Source organism: Curtobacterium sp. ABR8, from assembly GCF_057812125.1.
Map to the genome: position 1 here is coordinate 3166823 of NZ_CM173818.1, position 20726 is coordinate 3187548.

Annotated in this window: 17 protein-coding genes, 1 tRNA gene and 1 pseudogene; 11 read left to right on the top strand and 8 right to left on the bottom strand. The window is 70.8% G+C overall.

Going from position 1 to position 20726, the window contains the following annotated elements; all coding sequences use genetic code 11:
• Nucleotides 1-109: 109 nt before the first annotated feature.
• From ACXKZB_RS15080 to ACXKZB_RS15110, 7 genes are all read left to right on the top strand, one after another.
• Nucleotides 110-748, top strand: coding sequence for a TetR/AcrR family transcriptional regulator (locus ACXKZB_RS15080; RefSeq protein ID WP_222658383.1), 639 nt, complete (start codon nt 110-112; stop codon nt 746-748).
• Between the two features lie 74 nt (nt 749-822).
• Entirely contained in the window at nt 823-3519 is a 2697-nt protein-coding gene (locus ACXKZB_RS15085; protein ID WP_488823680.1) for an MMPL family transporter, read from the top strand.
• Nucleotides 3520-3806: 287 nt separating this feature from the next.
• Nucleotides 3807-4247, top strand: a complete 441-nt coding sequence (locus tag ACXKZB_RS15090) for a MarR family winged helix-turn-helix transcriptional regulator (RefSeq protein ID WP_123314145.1) — start codon at nt 3807-3809, stop codon at nt 4245-4247.
• 51 nt (nt 4248-4298) lie between these two features.
• Nucleotides 4299-4511 (top strand): hypothetical protein, encoded by a 213-nt coding sequence (locus tag ACXKZB_RS15095; protein ID WP_173169183.1) that lies wholly within the window; start codon nt 4299-4301, stop codon nt 4509-4511.
• A gap of 40 nt (nt 4512-4551) precedes the next feature.
• Entirely contained in the window at nt 4552-5643 is a 1092-nt protein-coding gene (locus ACXKZB_RS15100) for an alkene reductase (protein WP_340196776.1), read from the top strand.
• A 241-nt stretch (nt 5644-5884) separates the two neighbouring features.
• Nucleotides 5885-8011, top strand: coding sequence for an acyltransferase family protein (locus tag ACXKZB_RS15105; RefSeq protein WP_488823681.1), 2127 nt, complete (start codon nt 5885-5887; stop codon nt 8009-8011).
• A gap of 263 nt (nt 8012-8274) precedes the next feature.
• Nucleotides 8275-8481 carry a DUF4190 domain-containing protein gene (locus tag ACXKZB_RS15110; protein ID WP_488825916.1) on the top strand — a complete coding sequence of 69 codons (207 nt, stop codon included), beginning with the start codon at nt 8275-8277 and terminating at the stop codon, nt 8479-8481.
• 47 nt (nt 8482-8528) lie between these two features.
• Here the strand turns inward: ACXKZB_RS15110 and ACXKZB_RS15115 are convergent, their stop codons facing one another.
• The gene (locus ACXKZB_RS15115; RefSeq protein ID WP_258373335.1) at nt 8529-8903 is read right to left on the bottom strand and encodes an HIT family protein; all 375 of its coding nucleotides are present in this window, start codon (nt 8901-8903) and stop codon (nt 8529-8531) included.
• Nucleotides 8904-8939: 36 nt separating this feature from the next.
• Here ACXKZB_RS15115 and ACXKZB_RS15120 point away from each other — a divergent pair, with 36 nt between their 5' ends.
• Nucleotides 8940-9098 carry a hypothetical protein gene (locus tag ACXKZB_RS15120; RefSeq protein WP_488823682.1) on the top strand — a complete coding sequence of 53 codons (159 nt, stop codon included), beginning with the start codon at nt 8940-8942 and terminating at the stop codon, nt 9096-9098.
• Nucleotides 9099-9195: 97 nt separating this feature from the next.
• Here ACXKZB_RS15120 and ACXKZB_RS15125 read toward each other — a convergent pair.
• From ACXKZB_RS15125 to ACXKZB_RS15140, 4 genes and pseudogenes are all read right to left on the bottom strand, one after another.
• Nucleotides 9196-9268: transfer RNA gene (locus ACXKZB_RS15125), tRNA-Arg, on the bottom strand.
• Nucleotides 9269-9378: 110 nt separating this feature from the next.
• A complete protein-coding gene (locus ACXKZB_RS15130) occupies nt 9379-9810 on the bottom strand; it encodes a dienelactone hydrolase family protein (RefSeq protein WP_488825917.1) in 432 nt (143 codons plus the stop codon).
• Between the two features lie 128 nt (nt 9811-9938).
• Nucleotides 9939-10163 (bottom strand): annotated as a pseudogene (locus tag ACXKZB_RS15135) (dienelactone hydrolase family protein); the annotation flags it as partial.
• A gap of 28 nt (nt 10164-10191) precedes the next feature.
• Nucleotides 10192-11613, bottom strand: coding sequence for a glucose-6-phosphate dehydrogenase (locus ACXKZB_RS15140; RefSeq protein ID WP_488823683.1), 1422 nt, complete (start codon nt 11611-11613; stop codon nt 10192-10194).
• A 76-nt stretch (nt 11614-11689) separates the two neighbouring features.
• On the opposite strand from ACXKZB_RS15140, the gene ACXKZB_RS15145 reads away from it, so the two are divergent.
• The 3 genes from ACXKZB_RS15145 to ACXKZB_RS15155 all read left to right on the top strand — a co-directional run bounded on the left by ACXKZB_RS15145 (nt 11690) and on the right by ACXKZB_RS15155 (nt 16197).
• Entirely contained in the window at nt 11690-12847 is a 1158-nt protein-coding gene (locus ACXKZB_RS15145; protein ID WP_488823684.1) for a Gfo/Idh/MocA family protein, read from the top strand.
• Nucleotides 12844-13779, top strand: coding sequence for a sugar phosphate isomerase/epimerase family protein (locus ACXKZB_RS15150; protein WP_488823685.1), 936 nt, complete (start codon nt 12844-12846; stop codon nt 13777-13779). The genes ACXKZB_RS15145 and ACXKZB_RS15150 overlap by 4 nt, the downstream gene beginning before the upstream one ends.
• Before the next feature lie 66 nt (nt 13780-13845).
• The gene (locus ACXKZB_RS15155; RefSeq protein WP_488823686.1) at nt 13846-16197 is read left to right on the top strand and encodes a bifunctional metallophosphatase/5'-nucleotidase; all 2352 of its coding nucleotides are present in this window, start codon (nt 13846-13848) and stop codon (nt 16195-16197) included.
• 329 nt (nt 16198-16526) lie between these two features.
• Here ACXKZB_RS15155 and efeB read toward each other — a convergent pair whose 3' ends face one another.
• The 3 genes from efeB to efeU form a co-directional block, all read right to left on the bottom strand.
• Nucleotides 16527-17819, bottom strand: coding sequence for an iron uptake transporter deferrochelatase/peroxidase subunit (gene efeB / locus ACXKZB_RS15160; RefSeq protein ID WP_488823687.1), 1293 nt, complete (start codon nt 17817-17819; stop codon nt 16527-16529).
• A gap of 95 nt (nt 17820-17914) precedes the next feature.
• Nucleotides 17915-19135 (bottom strand): iron uptake system protein EfeO, encoded by a 1221-nt coding sequence (efeO, locus tag ACXKZB_RS15165; RefSeq protein ID WP_488823688.1) that lies wholly within the window; start codon nt 19133-19135, stop codon nt 17915-17917.
• Nucleotides 19122-20717 carry an iron uptake transporter permease EfeU gene (efeU, locus tag ACXKZB_RS15170; RefSeq protein WP_488823689.1) on the bottom strand — a complete coding sequence of 532 codons (1596 nt, stop codon included), beginning with the start codon at nt 20715-20717 and terminating at the stop codon, nt 19122-19124. Before efeU ends, efeO begins: the two co-directional genes overlap by 14 nt.
• Between the last annotated feature and the right edge of the window lie 9 nt (nt 20718-20726).

A 20726-nucleotide genomic window follows, 5' to 3' on the forward strand; every position in this document is an offset into this window, starting at 1 on the left:
AACCACGTGCACATCTGTTCAGAACCGTGTTTCCGCCGCGGGGTACGAACCTGAAGATGTACTCCTGCTCGTTGCACCGAGTGCATCGATGCACCTAGTGTTTTCATCTGTGACCCTCACGACCGACCGCCGCGCCGCCCTCAAGGCGAAGCACCGTGCGGCGATCCTGCAGGCCGCTCGTGACCTGATCGACGAACGCGGCGGCCGTGAGTTCAGCGTCGACGACCTGGCGGCGCGGGCCGACATCGCCCGGCGCACGGTGTTCAACCACTTCGCCTCGCTGGACGAGGTCCTGCTGGCCGTGTGCGAGCAGGAACTGTCCGTGATCATCGACCGGTTCCTCGCCGACATGGCGCGCACCCCGATCGGCGACGGCAGCCGGGCCTCGATGTTCGACGAGCTCGAGTCCGCCGCACGCGGTGCCGACCTGGCGGCCGCGATCTCGAGCATGTACCGGATCCTCGGCGACCCGGGCAAGGACGACCCGAAGGCCGCGGTCCTCACCCAGACGGCGTTCTCCCGGGTCACCGAACGACTCCGTGACGAGGTCGCACGCCGCTACCCGGCGGCCGATCCCCTCGACGCGGCCCTGCTCGTCGAGTCGCTCATGAGCGGCATCGTCGTGATCGCGGAACACTGGCTGGCCACCTCCGGCCCCGCGGTCGACGAGCAGTCCGTCGCCGACTGGGACGCCCTGCTGGCACGACTCGTGCACAGCGTCCGCAGCGGCTACATGCCCACCGACTGACACTTCCCTCACAGGGGTCCACCGGCGCACCCCGCTCCACACAGCACCTGCAACGAAAGGAACGGGGCAACCGCATGGCCGGTCTCCTCTACCGTCTCGGACGGTTCTCCGCACGACGCCACTGGCTCGTGATCATCACCTGGGTGGTGATCATGGCCGTCGCCGGCGTCACCTACAGCCTGTTCTCGGGCACGATCTCGTCGGCGATCTCGATCCCCAACACCAAGACGAGTCAGGTGCAGGACGAGCTCGCCGACAAGTTCCCGTCCGCGAACGGCGGCAACGGCACGATCGTCTTCGAGACGAAGAACGGCAAGGCGTTCACCGACGCACAGAAGTCGGAGGTCGCGGAATTCCTGAGCAAGGTCGAGAAGCTCGACGGCGTCAAGGGCGCGACGAGCGGGTTCGACACCCAGGACCAGCTCGACGAGCAGCGCCAGAAGATCGTCGACGGCCGCAAGGAGATCACCGACGGCCGCGCGAAGCTCGAGACCGGACAGGACCAGCTCGACGCCCAGAAGGCGCAGCTGACGGCCGGCAAGCAGCAGATCGCCGACGCGCAGGCGCAGCTGGACGCGCAGAAGGCCCAGGCGCAGGCAGCCGGCTCCGCAGCGGTCCCGGCAGCGCAGGCGCAGGCCGCGGCGGCGCAGCTCGAGCAGGCGCAGGCCCAGATCGACGCCCAGCAGGCGCAGATCGACGCCGGCGAGCAGCAGATCGCCGACGCGCAGAAGACGATCGACGCGAACACGAAGAAGCTCGACGACAGCGCCGAGGAGCTGGAGCAGGGCTCGAAGCTCCTCGACCTGTCGAAGGACGTCCGCTTCGTGTCGTCGAACGGCAGCGCGGTCATCGGCACCGTCCAGTTCACGAAGTCGACCTACGAGGTCCCCGCCGACACGAAGACGGCGATCGCGGACGACGCCGACTCGGCCGACATCAGCGGCGTGAACGTCTACGTGTCGAACGACATCGCCCAGGGTGTCCCGTCGATCCTCGGCCCGGGCGAGATCGTCGGTGTCATCATCGCCGCGCTCGTGCTCTTCCTGATGCTCCGCACGATCATCGGTGCGGCGATCCCGCTCGTCAGCGCCGTGCTCGGTGTCGGTGTGGCCTCACTCGCCTCGCTGTCGTTCTCCGGCCTGGTCGAGTTCATCTCGGTCACGCCCGTGCTGGGGGTGATGCTGGGCCTGGCGGTCGGCATCGACTACTCGCTCTTCATCCTGAACAGACACCGCACCCAGCTGAAGCAGGGCATGCAGGTGCACGAGTCCATCGGCCTCGCGAACGGCACCTCGGGCAACGCCGTGGTGTTCGCCGGCGCCACCGTCATCGTCGCCCTGCTCGCGCTGAACATCACCGGGATCCCGTTCCTCGGCCTCATGGGCACCGTCGGTGCGGTCGCGGTGTTCTTCGCGATCCTCATCGCCACGTCCTTCACGCCGGCACTGCTGTCCCTGATCGGGATGCGGATCCTGCGGAAGAAGGAGCGCGCGAAGATCGGCAACACCGGCTCGACCCGGGTGCCGAACAAGCCGATGAAGACCTGGCGCGCGATCGTCACGCTCGTCGCCGGCGTTGCCGTGCTCGGCACCATCGCGCTCCCCGCGACGCAGATGCGCCTCGGCCTGCCGACCGGCGCGTCCGAGTCCGTCGACTCGAGCCAGTACAAGGCGTACAAGGCCCTCGACGAGGAGTTCGGCGCCGGCCAGAACGGCCCGCTGCTCGTCGTCGCGACGCTGCCCGAGTCGATCAACAAGTCCGACGTCACCGCGACCGAGGTCACCATCGGCGAGGCCCTGGCGGAGAACGACGACGTCAAGGCCGTCCTGCCGATCGGCACCTCGTCGGACCGCGACATCATCGCGTTCCAGGTGAAGCCGGCCGGTGGACCGGACAGCATCTCGACCGAGAACCTCGTGAAGGACCTGCGTGAGCAGACGGTCACGACCGACGACGGCACCGTCACGCTCGGCGTCGCGGGCAACGCGTCGGCCAACATCGACGTGTCCGAGAAGCTGTCGAACGTCCTGCCGCTCTACCTCGTGGTGGTCGTCGGCCTGTCGCTCATCATCCTGATCATCGTGTTCCGGTCATTCCTGGTCCCGATCACGGCGACGGCGGGCTTCATCCTGTCGGTGATGGCGTCCTTCGGTGGCCTGACCGCGATCTACCAGTGGGGCTGGCTCGGCTCCGTGTTCGGCGTGCACGACCCGGCGCCGATCCTGAGCTTCCTGCCCATCATCGAGATCGGCATCCTGTTCGGCCTGGCGATGGACTACCAGCTGTTCCTGGTGTCCGGCATGCGTGAGGCCTACGCCCACGGCGCCTCGGCGAAGGTCGCGGTCCAGCGCGGGCTGCACGCCGGTCGCGCGGTGGTCACGGCAGCGGCGATCATCATGATCTCGGTGTTCGCGGGCTTCATCTTCTCGGACTCCTCCACCATCAAGCCGATCGGCTTCGGGCTGGCGTTCGGTGTGCTCATCGACGCGTTCGTCGTCCGCATGCTGCTCATCCCGGCTGCGATGCACCTGCTCGGCCAGAGCGCGTGGTGGTTCCCGAAGTGGCTCGACCGGATCGTGCCGGACGTCGACGTCGAGGGCGCGAAGCTCGAGCGGTCGCACCCGGTCGCCGGCCAGCCCGGTCAGCCCGGCCAGCCCGATCAGCCCGGCCAGCCCGGCCACGAGGACACCCACACGGGGTCGCACGCCCTCCCCGTGGCGCCGGACGCCAACACGCACGACTCGGGGCACCCGCCCGCGCACCGCGCGTAGTCGACGCACCCAGCCTGGAGGCCCGGGGCCGGTCCACGAGACCGGCACCGGGCCTCCCGTGCGTGCGCCACCCCGCGCCCCGCGACCGACTGCATGCGTCCGCACCTTCCGACGTTCCACCCGTTGATCGACGCGTGGAACGTCGGAACGTACACACGCATCTGATGCGTCTGCACCATGCGACAGAACACGCGTCGATCGGCTGCTGTTCTGTCGATACCTATCCCTGCATGAACGCGCCCACCGCGCCCCGGGAACACTTCGTGGGCGAACGGTATCGTGGGCGCATGACCACCGATCCCGACCCGCTCGCGCTCGACCGGCAGCTCTGCTTCGCTCTCGCAGCGACGAGCCGGAGCGTCATCGGGCTGTACCGCGACCTGCTCGAACCGATGGGCCTGACGCATCCGCAGTACCTCGTGATGCTCGCGCTCTGGGAACGGGACCCGCGGTCGGTGCGCGAGATCGCCGGCGAACTCCGGCTCGACTCGGCGACCCTCAGCCCGTTGCTCAAGCGGCTCGAGGCCTCGGGCTACGTCCGCCGGACCCGCAGCGCGGCGGACGAACGACAGCTCGAGGTCTCGCTCACCACGGCCGGGCGGGCACTGCGCGACCGGGCCCGAGCGGTCCCGCTGGCCGTCGCCGACCGGCTCGGCTGGCCACTCGAACGCCTCGAGGCGCTCAAGGACGACCTGACCGAGCTGCTGGATCGTGTCGACCAGGTGTGATCTGCGGCCGATGGTGCCATAATGGTTCGTGCACGAACGAAAGGATGCACCGTGGGTCGCTTCGGCAAGTGGTACGAACGGTGGAACACGACGCTCATCAACAAGATGGGTCCGTCACAGATCGGCGCCGGGCACCCCGAGGGCGTCGACGACCGGTCGGTGGACCGCGGCTGCCCCATCTGCGGCAAGCCCCTCTCGCTGCACCAGGTGATCCGCCCCGAGGGCCAGGTCCGCTCCTCGACCCTAGTGTGCCCGCGCGACTGACGGCGGGAATTGCACCGAGCAACGCGACGTTGCTCCCCTCGTGAAGCTCTTCGAACCCACCTCCTTCGGCGCCCTGCGCCTGTCGAACCGCGTCGTCATGGCCCCGCTCACGCGCACCCGCGCCGGCGAGCACGGGATCCCGAACGACCTGCTCGTCGAGCACTACCGTCAGCGTGCGGGCCTCGGCATGATCATCACCGAGGGCACCTGGCCCGTGCAGGAGGGCCGCTCCTACCCCGGGCAGCCCGGCATCGAGACCGACGAGCAGATCGCCGGCTGGCGCCGCGTCGCCGACGCCGTGCACGCCGAGGGCGGCACCATCGTGATGCAGCTCATGCACGGTGGCCGTGTCTCCCACCCCGACATCTCGCAGACGCCGCGCATCGTCGCCCCGAGCGCCATCGCCGCCCCCGGACAGACCCACACCGCCACCGGCAAGGCCGACATGCCCGTCCCCCACGAGCTGACCACCGCCGAGGTGCAGGACGCCGTGCAGGGCTTCGCGCAGGCCGCCCGCAACGCGATCGCCGCCGGACTCGACGGCGTCGAGGTCCACGGCGCCAACGGCTACCTCGTGCACGAGTTCATGTCCCCGGTGTCGAACACGCGCACCGACCAGTACGGCGGCTCCCCCGAGAACCGCGCCCGCTTCGCGATCGAGGTCACGACCGCCGTCGCCGAGGCCGTCGGCGCGGACCGCACCGGCATCCGCCTGTCGCCCGAGCACGGCATCCAGGGCGTCATCGAGGACGACGCGGCCGACGTCCGCGCGACCTACACGGCGATCGCCGAGGGCCTCGCCCCGCTCGGACTCGCGTTCATCGACGTCCTGCACGCCGAGCCGACCGGCGACCTCGTGCAGCACGTCCGCCGCACCGCGGGCGCACCGTTCATCGTCAACTCGGGCTTCAGCGCGATGACGACACGTGAGGAAGCGATCACCGTCGTCCACGACCAGGACATCGCCGACGCGATCGCCGTCGGCCGTCCCGCCATCGCGAACCCGGACCTCGCCCACCGCTGGGAGCAGGACGCTGAGCTGAACGAGCCCCGCCCCGAGCTCTTCTACGGCGCGGGCGCCGAGGGCTACACCGACTACCCGTCGCTGGCCGAGGTGCGCGCGACCGTCTGACGCTGCGGGGGGTTCCGCGACACCCCGCGTGCGTGCTGCCGAGGTTCCACGACACCCCGCGTGCGTTCCGTCGAGGTTCCGAACAGGACGGTGCGTGCCCGCGAGGTTCCGAGATCTCGGAACCTCGCGGGGTGGGGGCGAGCGAACGACGGACGGGAGGCCCGTGGCGGGACCGCCACGGGCCTCCCGTCTTCCCGCACACCGTCCCAGGGCGTGACGCACGTCTCGTAGGATCGTCGCAGTGAACACTGCAACGCCGGGCGAGCGGGGCCCCGCGCACCGCGCGCGCGACACGACGCGGTGGGACATCCAGGGTCTCCGCGCCTTCGCGGTGCTGGCCGTCGTCGTGTACCACCTGTGGCCGCACGCCCTGCGGGGCGGCTTCGTCGGCGTCGACGTCTTCTTCGTGATCTCCGGGTTCCTCATCACGGGACTCCTGCTGCGCGAACAGCTCGCCACCGGCACGATCCACCTCGGCCGGTTCTGGTCACGCCGGGCGAAACGCCTGCTGCCGGCCGCGCTCCTCACCATCCTGACCACCGGCGCCGCAGTGCTCGTCGCCGTACCGAGCGCGCTGTGGGGGCAGTACGGCCGCGAGCTCATCGCGTCGACCGTCTACCTGCAGAACTGGGAGCTGGCGGCGAATTCGGTCGACTACCTGGCCTCGGCCGACGACCCCTCGCCGTTCCAGCACTTCTGGTCGCTGTCCGTCGAGGAGCAGTTCTACATCGTCCTGCCCCTGCTGCTGATCGGGCTGGCGGTGGCCGTCCGCGGCCGCCTCTCGACGCTGACGACCGCACGACTGTTGCTCGGTGCGGTCGTCGTGCTGTCCCTGGTGTGGAGCATCGTGCAGAGCAGCACGAACCCCGGCGTCGCGTACTTCTCCACCGGCACCCGGGCGTGGGAGTTCGCGCTCGGCGGCCTCGCCGCGACCGTGCACCTGCCCGAGGTCCGCACCGAGGTCGCCCGACGAGTGCGCATGATCCTGACGAGCATCGGCGCCGTGGCCCTCGTCCTGTCGCTGTTCGTCATCGGGGCGGAGACGCCGTTCCCCGGGATCGCCGCGCTGCTCCCCGTCGCCGGCGCGACCCTCGTGGTGCTGTTCGGCGGACGCACCGTGTTCGAGTCGATCGGAGCGCTCGGCCCGGTCGCGTTCACCGGGCGGATCTCGTACGCCCTGTACCTGTGGCACTGGCCGCTCGTCGTGATCCTGCCGATCATGCTCGGCCGCCCGCTCGACTGGGCGACCAGCACCTCGGTGCTCCTGGTGTCGGTCGGGCTCGCCACAGCCACGACCATCTGGTTCGAGGAACCCGTCCGGTTCTCGAACTGGCTGCGTGACCTGCGGCCCCGCGGGGTCGTCGCCCTCGGCGTCATCTGCACCTTCACGGTCGTGACCCTCGGCGCCTCGACCCTGACCGCGGTCTACGTGCAGGAGGTCCACGCGGAAGGCGCCACCAAGCAACTCACGAAGCAGCTCGCGACCGAACGGGCGCAGCACGACGAGTCCTGCATCGGCGCCGCGGCACGGATCAGCTCCGCCGACCCCTGCGTCGACCCGGCGCTGGCCGACACGCGTGTCCCCGACCCCGCCGCTGCCGAGGACGACGACGCGAACCGCCCCGAGTGCTGGAGCGGCACCTTCCGCACCTGCGTGCTCGGCAAGGCGACCGGCTGGTCCAAGCACCTCATCGTCATCGGCGACTCGCACAGCAACGCCCTGCTCGGCGCCTACGAGAAGATCGCCGACGACAACGGGTGGCGCATCGACCTGGCCGGCATCGGCGGGTGCTACCTCACCACCGCGCAGCAGAACTCGGTGAACGCCGGCTCGCTGCGCGGCTGCAACGCCTGGAAGCACGCGGCCATCGACTACGTCCGCGCCCACCGCGACGCGGACGCGCTGGTCGTCACCCACTCCGCCACGCAGATGCCCGTCAGCCTGCCGGCCGGACCCTCCCGCGACATCGCGACCCGCAACGGCCTCGTCGATGCCTGGGAGCAGGCCGCCGGCGACGAGCTCCCCGTCATCGCCATCCGCGACAACCCGGTCCCCCGACCCGACGTCATCGCGTGCGTGAGCAAGATGTCCGGGCCGACGAACGCGTCGTGCGACCGGCCCCGCTCCGAGGCCCTCGCCCAGACCGACTCGTCGATCGAGGCCGTGCGGGCGTTCAAGGCCGCCGGAGGACGAGCCGGGGTCATCGACCTGACCGACTACTACTGCACCGAGACGACGTGCCCCGCGGTGATCGGCGGCGTGCTGGTCTACCGGGACACGACGCACATCACGGCGACGTGGGCGACGTCGTTGGAGCCGTACCTCGAGCGCGGGCTGCAGAAGCAGCTCACGGCGCTCGGGCGCTGAGCGCGAGCGCTTCGTGAGCGCTGAGCGAGAGCGCTTCGTCGCGGCGACTGGCCCGCTGGACCCCGAACGCGGGCCCCCGCTGCGGGCGCCGTCCCTCTACTCTTGGGCCGGACCTCGCACGCCCGCAGTTCAGCACGTGCGCCGACTGAACGGAAGACACCCGTGACCGACCTCGCCCCCGAGCGTTCCGCGCCGGACACCTCCGCCCCGAGCACGGACGGGACGCCCGGACTCCCCCGCTGAGCCTGCCCGCGGTCGTCGCGATCGCGCTCGCCTTCGTCGCCCCGATCGGCGGCGTCGTCGTCGGGTTCATTGCGCGGCACGAGGTCCGACGGACCGGCGAGCGCGGTGACGGACTGGCGTTCGCGGCCATCCTGATCGGCGCGACGCTGACGCTGTTCGGCGTGCTCGTCCCCGGAGCCCTCGCGCTGTCCGGCGTCATCGACTCGACGATCCAGCCCTGGGGCTGACTGGTCGGGCCGTCCTTCCACCAGCCGGTGGCCGCCGGCCGCAGCGCTCAGGAATGGCCGCGCCCGATGACGGCGTGCCGCACCCCGCCTGCCGGCGCCGGCACATCGCCGGCGAAACGCGGGATGACGTGCAGGTGGGCGTGGAAGACGGTCTGGCCGGCGGCGGACCCGTCGTTGAACCCGACGTTGTAGCCGTCTGGGTGGTGTTGCTCGTCGAGCCGGGCCTTCAGCAGCGCCACCATCCGGGTCATCGCGGACAGCTCACCCTCGGTCGCATCGAACCAGCTGGTGATCCGCCGCTTCGGGATGACGAGCGTGTGGCCAGGTGACACCGGGTGTGCGTCGAGGACCGCGAAGACGAGCTCGTCGTCCGCGACCCACTGCGCGCGAGGTATCCGTTCGAACACGGACGTCGTCGTCATGTTCCCCATCCAACCTCGCCGTGCTTCACTCGGACCATGACCGCGACGACCGTCCTCGCATCCTGTGCCATCGGGAACGTCGACTGCCACGACACCGCGTCGGTCGACCTGCTCCCCCTGCTCGTCGTCGTCGTGCTCATCGTCGTGGCGCTGGTCGCCCTGGGGATCGCGCTGCTCGGGCGTCAGCGCCGGTGAGACGCGACTCGCGCACAAACCGCCAACAACGAAGGGCCCCAGCGGAATCCGCCGGGGCCCTTCGTCTGTTCGGTGTCATGCCGTTCAACCGGCACTGTGCGCTCGAAGGGACTCGAACCCCCAACCTTCTGATCCGTAGTCAGATGCTCTATCCATTGAGCTACGAGCGCGTGGCCTTGCGGCCGTGGAAGACTCTACAACAGCTCCGGCCCGGGCGCCAATCGAGGCCGCCCGACCGCTCCACTCGGCGTGTCGCGAGGCGACAGCCGAGCCCTCGACGTCACAGCGCCGCGGCCTCCTCGCCGAACACTTCGGCCAGGAACACGCGCAGGGCCTGCCATGATCGACGGTCCGCACGCTCCTGGTACTGGGCGCCGTGGTCGGGGGCATCGGTGCCGGGAACGGCGAACGCGTGCATGGCCCCGGCGTACGTGACGACCTGCCAGTCGACGCCGGGTTCGGTCCGCATCTCGTCCTGCCAGGCGTGCACGGCGTCGTCGGGCACGACGGGGTCCGCTCCGCCGGTCAGGACGAGCAGCTTCGCGCGGATCGCCGAGGCGTCGGCGGGGTCGTGCGTGATGAGGCCGCCGTGGAACGACACCGCTCCGACCAGGTCGGCGCCGGTGCGTGCGAGCTCGATCGCGGTGGAGCCGCCGAAGCAGTAGCCGATGACGACGATGCGGGTGGAGTCGACGTCGGGGTCCTGCCGCAGCCGCCGAGTCCGGCGGTGGCGCGTGCCCGGAGCAGCGGCAGGTCCTGGTAGTACGAACCGGCGACCTGGCCGGCGGTGTCGTCACCGGGCCGGACGCCGGCGCCGTAGATGTCCGCGCCGAAGGCCACGTAGCCGAGGCGGGCGAGCATCGTCACGCGCGCTTCGACGTGCTCGTTCACGCCGTGCCAGTCGTGCACCACCAGGACGGCGGGGCGGGGCCCGGCGATGGCCGCGTCCTTCGCGAGCACGCCGAGCAGGTCGGTGCCCTCGTGGTCGTAGTGGACGGGCTCGACACGGATGTCGGCGCCGGCGGGTTCGGGAACGGTCTGCAGGACGTCGTCGATGGTGGTCACGTCGTCCGACGGTACGCCGCCGTCCGGGTCAGGCGTCGATGTTGTCCCAGTCCTCAGGACCGCTCGAGCCGGCCGGGTACTCGTCGAGGGGCGTCGTGCCGGCCTTCCACGCGTCGAGGAACGGTCCGACGACCTTCCAGCCCTGCACGGCGCTGTCGCCACGGACCGACAGGGTCGCGTCACCTTCGAGCACACCGGCCAGGACCTCGCCGTAGGCGCTGAGCCGTCCGGGGTTGAACGTCGTCTCGAGGCTGGTGCGGTCGATCGTGTACGGGTCGCCGGGGCCGTTGACGTTGAGCTCGAGCTGCATCTCGTCCGGGGCGATCCAGATCCGGAGCCGGTCCGGGTGCGCGGCGCCGGACAGACCGACGGGCACCTGCGGGGAGTCCTTGAACGTGATGACGATCTCGCGGCGCTGCTTCGCGAGCGCCTTGCCGGACCGCAGCGTGAAGGGCACCCCGGCCCATCGCCAGTTCGCGATCTCGAGGGTCAGCTGGGCCAGGGTCTCGGTGCCGAGCGACGGGTCGACGCCGTCCTCGTCGGCGTACGACGGCAGCTTCCGGTCGCCGACGGTGCCCGCGGTGTAGCGGGCGCGCTTGCCGGCGGCGACGACGTCCCCGCCCCACGGCCGGACGGCGCGGAGCACGAGCTCCTTCTGGGTCCGCAGGTCGTCGGCGTCGATCGACGCCGGCGCCTCCATCGCCACGACCGCCATGACCTGGAGCAGGTGGCTCTGGATCATGTCGGTGAGGGCGCCGGCCTTGTCGTAGTAGCGGGCGCGTCCTTCGAGGCCGAGGGTCTCGTCGTACACGATGTCGACGCGTTCGACGTGCTGCGAGGACAGCAGCGGCTCGATGATGCGGTTCGCGAAGCGCAGCCCGATCAGGTTGAGCACCGTCGAGCGACCGAGGAAGTGGTCGACCCGGTGGATGCGCTCCTCGGGGATGAACGAGTGCAGCAGGTCGTTCAGGTGTTCGGCGCTGGCGGCGTCGGTGCCGAACGGCTTCTCGAGCGCCAGGCGGGTCCGCTTCGGCAGGTCGAGGTGGGCGAGCTGTTCGCAGCTCTTCTCGGTCACGGCCGGGGGCAGGGCGAAGTAGATCGCGGGGTCGTGGTCGCACGCCCCGAGCAGCGCGCGCAGGTCGTCGGGACTCGTGACGTCGGCCTTGCGGTACGAGGACGCCTCGATGACTGCCTGCAGCCGCGCGGACAGCGACGTCTCCCCTTCCGCGCCTTCGTCGCCCTCGTTCTTCGACGCCTGCGCGTTCTCGAAGGACTCGCGCACCTGCGCCTTCCAGTCGGCGTCGGAGAGGTCTTCGACACCCGCCCCGATGAGCTGGACGTCCCAGTCGTCCTTGACCTCGAGCAGGGTCGCGAGACCCGGCAGGAGCAGGCGCTTGGACAGGTCGCCGCTGGCTCCGAGGATGAGCAGGCTGGTCTGGAGGCTCGACATGCCCCCGACGGTACTCATCGGCCCCGGTGGATGGCCGGGCCGCTACGGTGGTGTCAGTCCGGCGCGAAGGAGCACCATGAGCAGTGGGTACGAAGGACGACGCCTCCGCGTCGTCGTGGTCGGCACCGGCATGATCGCGGGGGTCCACGCCCGCGCGGCCCGGGCTGCGGGTGCCGAGGTGCTCGGCGTGCTCGGCCGGAACGCGTCACGCTCCGAGCAGGTCGCGGCGCAGCTCGACCTGCCCCGTGGGTACGCCTCGCTCGACGACGTGATCGCGGACGCCCCGGACGTCGTGCACATCTGCACGCCGAACGACCAGCACCACCCGCAGGCCATGGCGGTCATCGCCGCCGGCATCAACGTGGTGTGCGAGAAGCCCCTCGCGATCGACCCGGCGCAGGCCGCCGAACTCGTCGCTGCGGCTGCCGAGGCCGGCGTGGTCGCCACGGTGCCGTTCGTCTACCGCTACCACCCCATGGTCCGCGAGATCCGCGCGCGCATCGCCGACGGGGAACTCGGCCGGCTGCTCGCCGTGCACGGTCACTACCTGCAGGACTGGATGCTCGACGAGGACGCCTCGAGCTGGCGGGTCGACCCGACCTCGAGCGGATCGTCCCGCGCGTTCGCCGACATCGGCTCGCACTGGTGCGACCTGGTGGAGTTCGTCACCGGCGAGCGCTTCACCTCGGTGTCCGCGGCGACCGACATCGTGTACCCGACCCGGCCCGCGGCATCGGGGCCCTCGTTCTCCGGCTCACCGGATCCCGACCCGGTCGCCGATGCCGCCGAACGGGCCGAGGTCACCACCGAGGACACTGCGGTCGCGACGTTCCGCACCCGCACCGGCCGGATCGGCAACGTGGTGATCTCGCAGGTCGCCTCGGGCCGGAAGAACCGCCTGTGGTTCGAGGTCGACGGCACCCGCGGCAGTGCCGCCTTCGACCAGGAGCAGCCCGAGTCCGCGTGGTTCGGCAACGAGCGCGGTGCCCAGATCGTGGTGCGCGACCCGTCGCAGGGGTACCCGGACCAGCGGCGTCTGGCCATCGTGCCGGCCGGCCACCCGCAGGGGTACCTCGACGCGTTCGCCGCCTTCGTCGCCGACACCTACACCGCGGTCCGCACCGGTGTGGCACCGGACGGCCTGCCGACCTTCGCGGACGGCGCTCGCTCCGCCGACATCATCGACGCCGTGATCGGCAGCGCCGCCGAGACCACCTGGCGGGAGATCCGGTGAAGCTCGGCATGCTGACGGCCTGTCTGCCGGCCTGGCCCCTCGACCGCATCGCGGAGTTCGCCGCTGGACAGGGCTACGAGCGCCTCGAGGTCGGCGTGTGGCCGGGCACCGGTGGCCGTGACTTCGAGGCGGCGCACCTGCCGGTGACGACGTTCACCGACGAGGACGCTGCGACGACCCGAGACCTGCTCGAGCGCACCGGGCTCGAGATCTCGGCACTCGCGTACTACGAGAACAACCTGCACCACGACCTCGCCCGGCGCGAGGAGGTCCGCACCCACCTCAGGCACGCGATCGACACCGCGCAGGTGCTCGGTGTGCCGTACGTGGGCACGTTCATCGGCCGCGACACCACGAAGTCCATGCGCGAGAACATGGCCGAGGGCGACCGGGTGCTGCCCGAACTCGTCGACTACGCCGGCGAGCGGGGCGTGCGGTTGATCATCGAGAACTGCGTCATGGAGGGCTGGCACCCCGACGGGTACCCCGGCAACATCGCGTACTCCCCCGAGCTCTGGGGCTGGGTCACCGGACTCGGCTTCGGACTGAACTGGGACCCGTCGCACCTAACCTGGATCGGCATCGACCCGGTCGAGACGATCCTGCCGTTCGCCGAGCACATCGTGCACGCGCAGGCGAAGGACCTCGAGCTCTTCCCCGCGAAGCGCAACGAGTACGGCTTCTTCGGCAAGGTCGACAAGGGCGACGACCCGTGGGACATGGGGTGGTGGCGCTTCCGGGTGCCGGGCCGCGGGGTCGTGGACTGGCCACACGTCGTCGACCGTCTGTACGAGGCCGGCTTCGACGGCACCCTGTCCGTCGAGCACGAGGACCCGCTCTGGGGCGGCACGGACGAGAAGGTCCTCGAGGGGCTGCGCATCGCCCACCGCACGCTCCGCCCCCTCATCGCGCAGGAACCCCCGTCCATGTGAACGTCGTGTGACGACTTCGAGGTGACACTGGCGGGTCGGCTGTGCGTCCTCATAGGTTCTCCGACGATGAACCTCCACTCCTCTCCGCGCCGCCGACGGCGCATCGCCAGCGGCGCGGCCTTCGCCACCGCGGGTGTGCTCGTCGCACTGTCCGTCCCCTCCACCGCCGTCGCCGCCGAGGGCGACACGACGATCGACATCATCGACGTCAACGACTTCCACGGCCGCATCGAGTCCGAGGGCACCGCCGTCGACAAGGCCGCGGGCGCAGCGAAGCTCGCCGGCGTCGTGCAGTCGTACCGCGAGGCCAACCCGAACACGATCTTCGCCAGCGTCGGCGACAACGTCGGTGCCTCGACGTTCACCTCGCTGATCCAGCAGGACACCCCGACGATCGACGCACTCAACGCGATGGACCTCGACGTCAGCGCGATCGGCAACCACGAGCTCGACAAGGGCCAGGACGACCTGACCGGCCGCATCGAGGACCGGGCCGACTGGCCGTACGTCTCGGCGAACATCGTGGAGGAGGGCACGACCGACCCCGCGTTCGAGCCGTACTCCATCGTGGAGAGGGGCGGCGTGAAGGTCGGCTTCATCGGCGCGACCACCGAGGACCTCATCCCGGGGCTCGTCAGCCCCGGTGGAGTCGAGGGCCTCGCGATGGCCCCGATCGTCAGGCAGGTCAACAAGTACGCCGAGCAGCTCACGGACGGTGTCGACACCAACGGCGAGGCCGACGTGCTCGTCCTGCTCGTGCACGAGGGCGCGCCGACGAACGCACTCGCCGACGCGACCGGCTCCGGCGTGTTCGGTGCGATCACCTCGGGCGTCTCGTCGAAGGTGTCGGCCATCGTGTCGGCGCACACCCACGCGACGTACAACCACTCGATCGCGGGTCCCGACGGCACGAAGCGTCCGGTGATCCAGACCGGTTCCTACGGCGTGAACTACGGACACCTGCGGCTCACGGTGGACGCCGACAAGCAGCTCACCGGCATCACGTCCGAGGTCGAGTCGGTCAACGGTGCGACCCGCGTGCCGGCCGATCCCACCTCCGTGAACGCGGTTGCCGACATCGTGACGGCCGCGAAGGCCGTCGCCGACGTCGAGGGCAGCAAGAAGCTCGGCGAGATCACCGGCGACCTGCGTCGTGCGGTGCAGTCGGACCGCACGACCGAGAACCGCGGTGGCGAGTCCGTCCTGGGCAACTCCATCGCCGAGGTGCAGCGCTCCGCGACCGAGCGGAACGGCTCACAGGTCGCCTTCATGAACCCCGGTGGCCTGCGCACGGACATGCTCTACGCGTCGAGCGGCGCGGGCGACCCCGACGGCACGGTGACCTACAAGGAAGCCGCGCTCGTCCAGCCGTTCGCGAACACGCTGGTCACCGAGGACATGACCGGCCAGCAGATCAAGGACGCCCTCGAGCAGCAGTGGCAGCCGGACGGCCTGCCGCGTCCGTTCCTCAAGCTCGGCGTCTCGGACGGCTTCGCGTACACCTACGACCCCGCGAAGGGCCGTGGCGAACGCATCACCGGCATGACCCTCGACGGCGAGCCGATCGCCCTCGACGACACCCTCAAGGTGACGGTCAACTCCTTCCTGTCGACCGGTGGCGACAACTTCGCCGCCTTCGCGACCGGCACCAACACCGCCGACTCGGGCCAGGTCGACCTGCAGGCGCAGGTCGACTACTTCCTGGCCAACCCGACGGTCACGCCGCCGTCCGATCAGCGTGCCGTCGGCGCCACGGTCACGCCGACCCCCGAGGGTGGGTTCCGGCCCGGAGACGAGATCACGGTCGGCCTGTCGTCGCTCGTCTTCAGCACCGACGACCCCGCCGCGGCCGGCACCGTGTCGGTCAGCGCCGGCGACGTCGAGCTCGCCACCGCCGAGATCGACCCGACGATCACCGACACGAACGACGAGCAGGGTCGTGCGACGCTGACCTTCGCCGTGCCGACCGCCGAGTCGTCTGCGGACGCAGCCACGGTCCGGTCGGCTGCCCGTGCCGCCGCCACGACGGACGAGCCGCTCGTCGTCACCCTGCCGGGCGGCCAGACGATCACGCTCGCCGTGACCATCCCGCTCGCCGCGGCCGCCGACCCGACGGACCCGACCGACCCGACCGAGCCCACGGACCCGACCGACCCCACGGAGCCGGCCGACCCGGACGCGGGGAACGGGGACGGCCCGGGTGCCGGCAGCGCCCCCGGAGCGGGCACCGGGACCGGCACGGACCTGGCGGGCGACCCGTCCGACTCCACGAACGCCGGCGGTGACCTCGCCTACACGGGTGCGGACCTGACCGTGCCGGGGATCGCAGCGGGCCTGCTCCTCCTGGCAGGCACCACCGCACTCGTCGCCGTGCGCCGGAAGCGCGCACGGACCGACGCGAGCGTCGGGACGGACTGAGGCCGAGCCTCCAGTCCGACCCGAACGGGCCGTCCCACCACCGTGGGCCGGCCCGTTCCGGCGTTCCGGGAGGCACGGATCACGTCCGTCGCGCACCGCGCGCGGATCCGCTGCCGCGCTCCCTGTCCCATAGCAGCACCGGCACTGCGGATCCGGGGATCCGCGGGGTACTGTCAGCCCTGTCGCATTGCGACGCGTCGCGCCGGGTCGCCTCTCAGGTCGGCGGTGGTTCCGTTCGACGAGACTCCGCGACGCGGGCGCCCTCCGCCTCCAGGGAAACGGCGGAGGGTGCCCACCCTCCCGGCGACGTCAGCGCGCACCGTGCACGCTCAGCGGAACAGCTGCTCGCCGATGTACGACCCCTTGCGCGGTGCCGGCGGGATCGCGAACACGGCGGACCCGATGTGCGAGATGTACTCGTTCAGTCGGTCCGAGGCGCCGAGCTTCCGCTGCAGCTGCGTGAAGTGCTCCGGGTCGTTCATGTACGCCAGGAACAGCAGCCCGGCGTCGAGCTGGCCGTACTCGTTGAGGCCGTCCGTGTAGTTGTACGGACGGCGCAGGATCTTCACGCCGCCGTTCGCCTCGTGGGCGGCCAGGGCGATGTGCGACGTCGCGTCGATCTTCGGGGCACCGTCGCGGTCGGCGGCAGCGAAGTCCGGCGTCGTGTGCTCGGTCCCACCGGACAGCGGTGCGCCCTCGATCTTGGTCCGGCCGAACACGCGCTGCTGGTCGCTCACGACGTCGGCATCCCAGATCTCGATGTTCATCCGGATCTTCCGCACCACCTGGTACGTGCCGCCGGTCATCCACGCCGCACCGTCGCCCGGCTCGTCGACCCACACGAAACGGTCGTGGTCCTCGTCCGTGGTGATGTTCCGGGTGCCGTCCTTGAAGCCCATCAGGTTGCGCGGCGTCGACTGGTGCGGGCCGGCCGACGCGCGGCCGAAGCCGAGCACCGTCCAGCGCACGGTCGCGGTACCGCGGGCCATCCGGGCCAGGTCGCGGACGGCGTGGTACGCCACCTGGGGGTCGTCGGCGCAGGCCTGCAACGACAGGTCGCCGCCGGTCAGTCCGGCCTGCAGGTTGTCGCTCGGCAAGCGCGGGACGTCGGCGAGCGCGGCCGGTCGCTTGTCGGCCAACCCGAACCGCTCGTCGAAGACGCCGGGGCCGAGTCCGACGGTGACGGTCAGGGACGCCGGGCCGAGGTCGAGCGCCTCACCGGTGTCCGCGCCGACGCCGTCACCGTGGGCGGGCTCGACGCTGCCGACGGTCTTGCCGGCCTGCAGCTGGGCGATCGCCGCCGACCAGCGGGCGAGGAGCACCTGGAGTTCGGTCGTGACGCTCGTGGACAGGTCGAACGTCATGAACACGCAGTACCGCTGGGGCGCGGTCTGCACACCGCCCTGCGGCTGCCGTGCGGCGGTCGCGTAGAACGGGTGGCTCTGCGACAGGTCGATGGACTCGTCGCCGTTCGCGGCCGCCGTGAACGGGTTGACGCCCGTCGCAGCCGTCGCGCCGCCGATGCCGGCAGCGGCGCCTGCACCGGCTCCGGCCGCGGCGAGTCCCGCGCCGAACAGCCCGCGCCGGGAGACGTGCCCCGAGCCGCGCCCCGCTGCCGTCATCGCGCCCCGTTCCTCCGGGGCGCGATGACCGTCAGCGGGCGCAGCCGGCACAGCGTGCGCAGCCGGACCAACCGATGCAGCATCGTCCGGCTCGGTCACGCGGTGGCGACCTTCTCGGCGAGGCGGGACAACGGATCCTGCAGCGCCTGGATCTGCTGCGAGACCGCGTTCGCGTCGGACTTCTTGGTCGCGGCGTCCCACGTGTCGAAGCCGCCGAGGTCGTCGGCGTTCCGGTAGCCGTCCATCATCGTGTTCGTCGCGTCGAACTGCTTCGCGATCTGCTTCGTCAGCGTCGGGTCGAGCTTCGTCAGGCCCGGCTTGAGGTAGGCGAAGGCCTGGCGGGCGCCCTCGACGTTGGCGGCGAGGTCGACGAGGTCGATGTGGCTGTACGCCTCCTCCTCGCCGGTGACCTTGTTCGACTGGACCTCTTCGAGCAGGCCGGCCGCGCCGTTCGCCAGGTCCTCCGGCTTGTAGTCCAGGGTCGGGACGAGCTTCGCGAGCAGCTGGACGTTCTCGGTCAGGTCGGCGGCGGTCTTCTTCGTCGAGGCGGTGATCTCCCCCGCCTGGAACAGGTCCTTCTCGACGGCGTGGAACCCGCTCCAGCCGACGGCCGGGTCGAGGTTCGACGCGCGCATGTCGATCAGGTAGTCGAGGTTGCCGGCGTTGTCGGTGGCCTTGTACCCCTTCTTCACGAAGCCGTCGACGTCGCTCTCGACGTGCTCGTAGAACGGGCGGGCGTTCGCGTAGTCGGTCTTCGCAGCGTCGAGGTCGCCCGCGTCGACGTCCTTCTGCAGGAGCTCGACCGCGGTGACCATGTCGGTGACCTGGCCGTCGACGTAGTCGGCGTAGCCCTTCGTGCCCTCGTCGAGCAGGGAGGCGGCGCTGCTGTTCGCGGTCGAGGCGACCTTGCCGGTGACGGTGAAGTCGGTGAGCTCGGTGTCGGCTCCGGGGCAGTACACCTTGTACTTCCCACCGGTCAGGGTCGCGGTGAACTGCACGGCGTCGAGCCCGGGCGCGAGGTTCTCCTTCTCGCCCAGGATCCGCTGGTCCTGCAGGAGTTCGACCTCGGTGATGGCGGTCGAGGACTCGTTCTCCACCGAGAACGTGACGGGGCCGGCCGGCACCTTCGTCTCGGAGACCTTGCACTGGTCCGAGCCGTCGTTCGTCAGGGTGATGGTGACGCGGGAGACCTTCGCGGCGTCGGTGGAGCTGTCGGAGGCACCGTCGGAGCTCGCGCAGCCGGTGAGCGCGAGGGCGGTGACGACGCCGAGGGCGCCGAGGGTGATCAGGGGTCGAACGGGCTTACCGAACGGCATAGTCGTTGCTCCTTGCAGGGTCCCCGGCGGGTGGGCCGCGTGTCGGGACGGTTTCGGGGGTGGGTGTCACGGGTGCCGTCCGACGACGGCGGTCTCGCAGCGCGAGCAGCGCCTGGGCGGCGGCCGCGACGCCGAGGGCGATCGGCAACCAGGCCTTCCAGAGCAGCAGCTCGGCGGCCCGTGTGTCCGCGGTCGCCACCGCAGTGGCGGACTGCTCGACGCGGGAGTCGGGGACGGACCACACGGAGCGGTCCAGGGTCGTGGTGCGCGCGGACGGGAGGCCCCCGTCGCTCAGCGTCAGCACCGTGCGTTCGTCGCGGGTGGCGTCCAGGACCCCACCACCGACCGTCCAGAGGGTCACGGTGTCGCGCACCGCCCACCGGGCGGTGAACGGACCGGGGTTCGTCGACGGTGAGACGCCCACCGGGATCCGGCCGAACAGGTCGACGAGGTCGTCGAGCGTCAGCGTCGCGGGGCGGTCCGCGGCGGTGGCCGACGTGCGGATCCGCCACCGGTCGGCGGCCACGCCCGCCCGGGTCAGGCGGCGGTGGGCCGACGTCGGCAACGTCAGCCGCGCCTCCTGGCCGGTGGTGGTGCCGGCCACGCGGAGGACGCCGGACGCTCCGTGGACGTCCGCCGAGACGGACGTGGCGTCGCCGCTGACCGCAGCGGTGCGCGGCAGATCGATCCCGCCCGTCGGCACGGCGATCGCCAGAGCCGCGGCCGCGAGGGCGAGCGCGCCGGCGACGGCGGCGCGGACCACGGGGACGCGTGCCGGTGACGGACGCCAGGCGCGGGGCCAGAGCGTCAACGCCAGGACGGGCACGACGTACAGGACCCAGCCGAGCACCTCGATGACCCGAGGGTCGGGCGGGATGCCGAGCACGCCGGTGACCAGGGCGCCCTGCACCGAACCGTTCGGGGCGAGCCAGGACAGGTCGACGGTGCGCTGCTGCCCGGTGACGACCCAGCCGGCCTCGTGCGCCCGGCGGAGGACCGTCAGCACGAGTCCGCCGGCGACGAACACCAGGAAGACCCCGGTGCCGGTGAAGAACTTCGACAGGTTCAGCCGGACGCCGCCGGTGTAGATGCCGTAGCCGACGGCGACGGCGCCGGCGATGCCGATGACGGCACCGAGGGCGGCGAGGCCGGTGTCGGACGATGCCTGGAAGGTGGCGAGGAGGAAGACCGCGGTCTCGAAGCCCTCCTTGAGCACGGCGAGGAAGGCCATGCCGGCCAGTGCCCACGCGGTGCCGCGGCCGAGCGCCTCGGTCGCGCTCGCCTCGAGTTCCTTCGTCAGCGTGCGCGCGTGGGTGCGCATCCAGACGATCATGCCGGTGACGAAGACCACGGCGACGATGCCGATGACCGCCTCCATGCCCTCCTGCTGCGCTTGCGGCAGCGCCTGCTCGACGACCTGCAGGCCGAACCCGACGGCGATGCTGAGCACGACGGCGACCCCGACGCCGAACCACATGGGGGCGAGGGGGACACGGTTGCGACGCAGGAACGCGGCGATGATGCCGACGATGAGCGTCGCTTCGAGGCCTTCACGGAGGCCGATGACGAGGGTGGCGAGCATGACGTAGGT

Excerpts from the sequence above, each read along its gene's own strand:
- efeB (WP_488823687.1), bottom strand. The coding sequence starts at position 17,819 with ATGACGGCAGCGGGGCGCGGCTCGGGGCACGTCTCCCGGCGCGGGCTG.
- efeO (WP_488823688.1), bottom strand. The coding sequence starts at position 19,135 with ATGCCGTTCGGTAAGCCCGTTCGACCCCTGATCACCCTCGGCGCCCTC.
- ACXKZB_RS15155 (WP_488823686.1), top strand. The coding sequence starts at position 13,846 with ATGAACCTCCACTCCTCTCCGCGCCGCCGACGGCGCATCGCCAGCGGC.
- ACXKZB_RS15085 (WP_488823680.1), top strand. The coding sequence starts at position 823 with ATGGCCGGTCTCCTCTACCGTCTCGGACGGTTCTCCGCACGACGCCAC.
- ACXKZB_RS15115 (WP_258373335.1), bottom strand. The coding sequence starts at position 8,903 with ATGACGACGACGTCCGTGTTCGAACGGATACCTCGCGCGCAGTGGGTC.
- ACXKZB_RS15090 (WP_123314145.1), top strand. The coding sequence starts at position 3,807 with ATGACCACCGATCCCGACCCGCTCGCGCTCGACCGGCAGCTCTGCTTC.
- efeU (WP_488823689.1), bottom strand. The coding sequence starts at position 20,717 with ATGCTCGCCACCCTCGTCATCGGCCTCCGTGAAGGCCTCGAAGCGACG.
- ACXKZB_RS15120 (WP_488823682.1), top strand. The coding sequence starts at position 8,940 with ATGACCGCGACGACCGTCCTCGCATCCTGTGCCATCGGGAACGTCGAC.
- ACXKZB_RS15145 (WP_488823684.1), top strand. The coding sequence starts at position 11,690 with ATGAGCAGTGGGTACGAAGGACGACGCCTCCGCGTCGTCGTGGTCGGC.
- ACXKZB_RS15140 (WP_488823683.1), bottom strand. The coding sequence starts at position 11,613 with ATGTCGAGCCTCCAGACCAGCCTGCTCATCCTCGGAGCCAGCGGCGAC.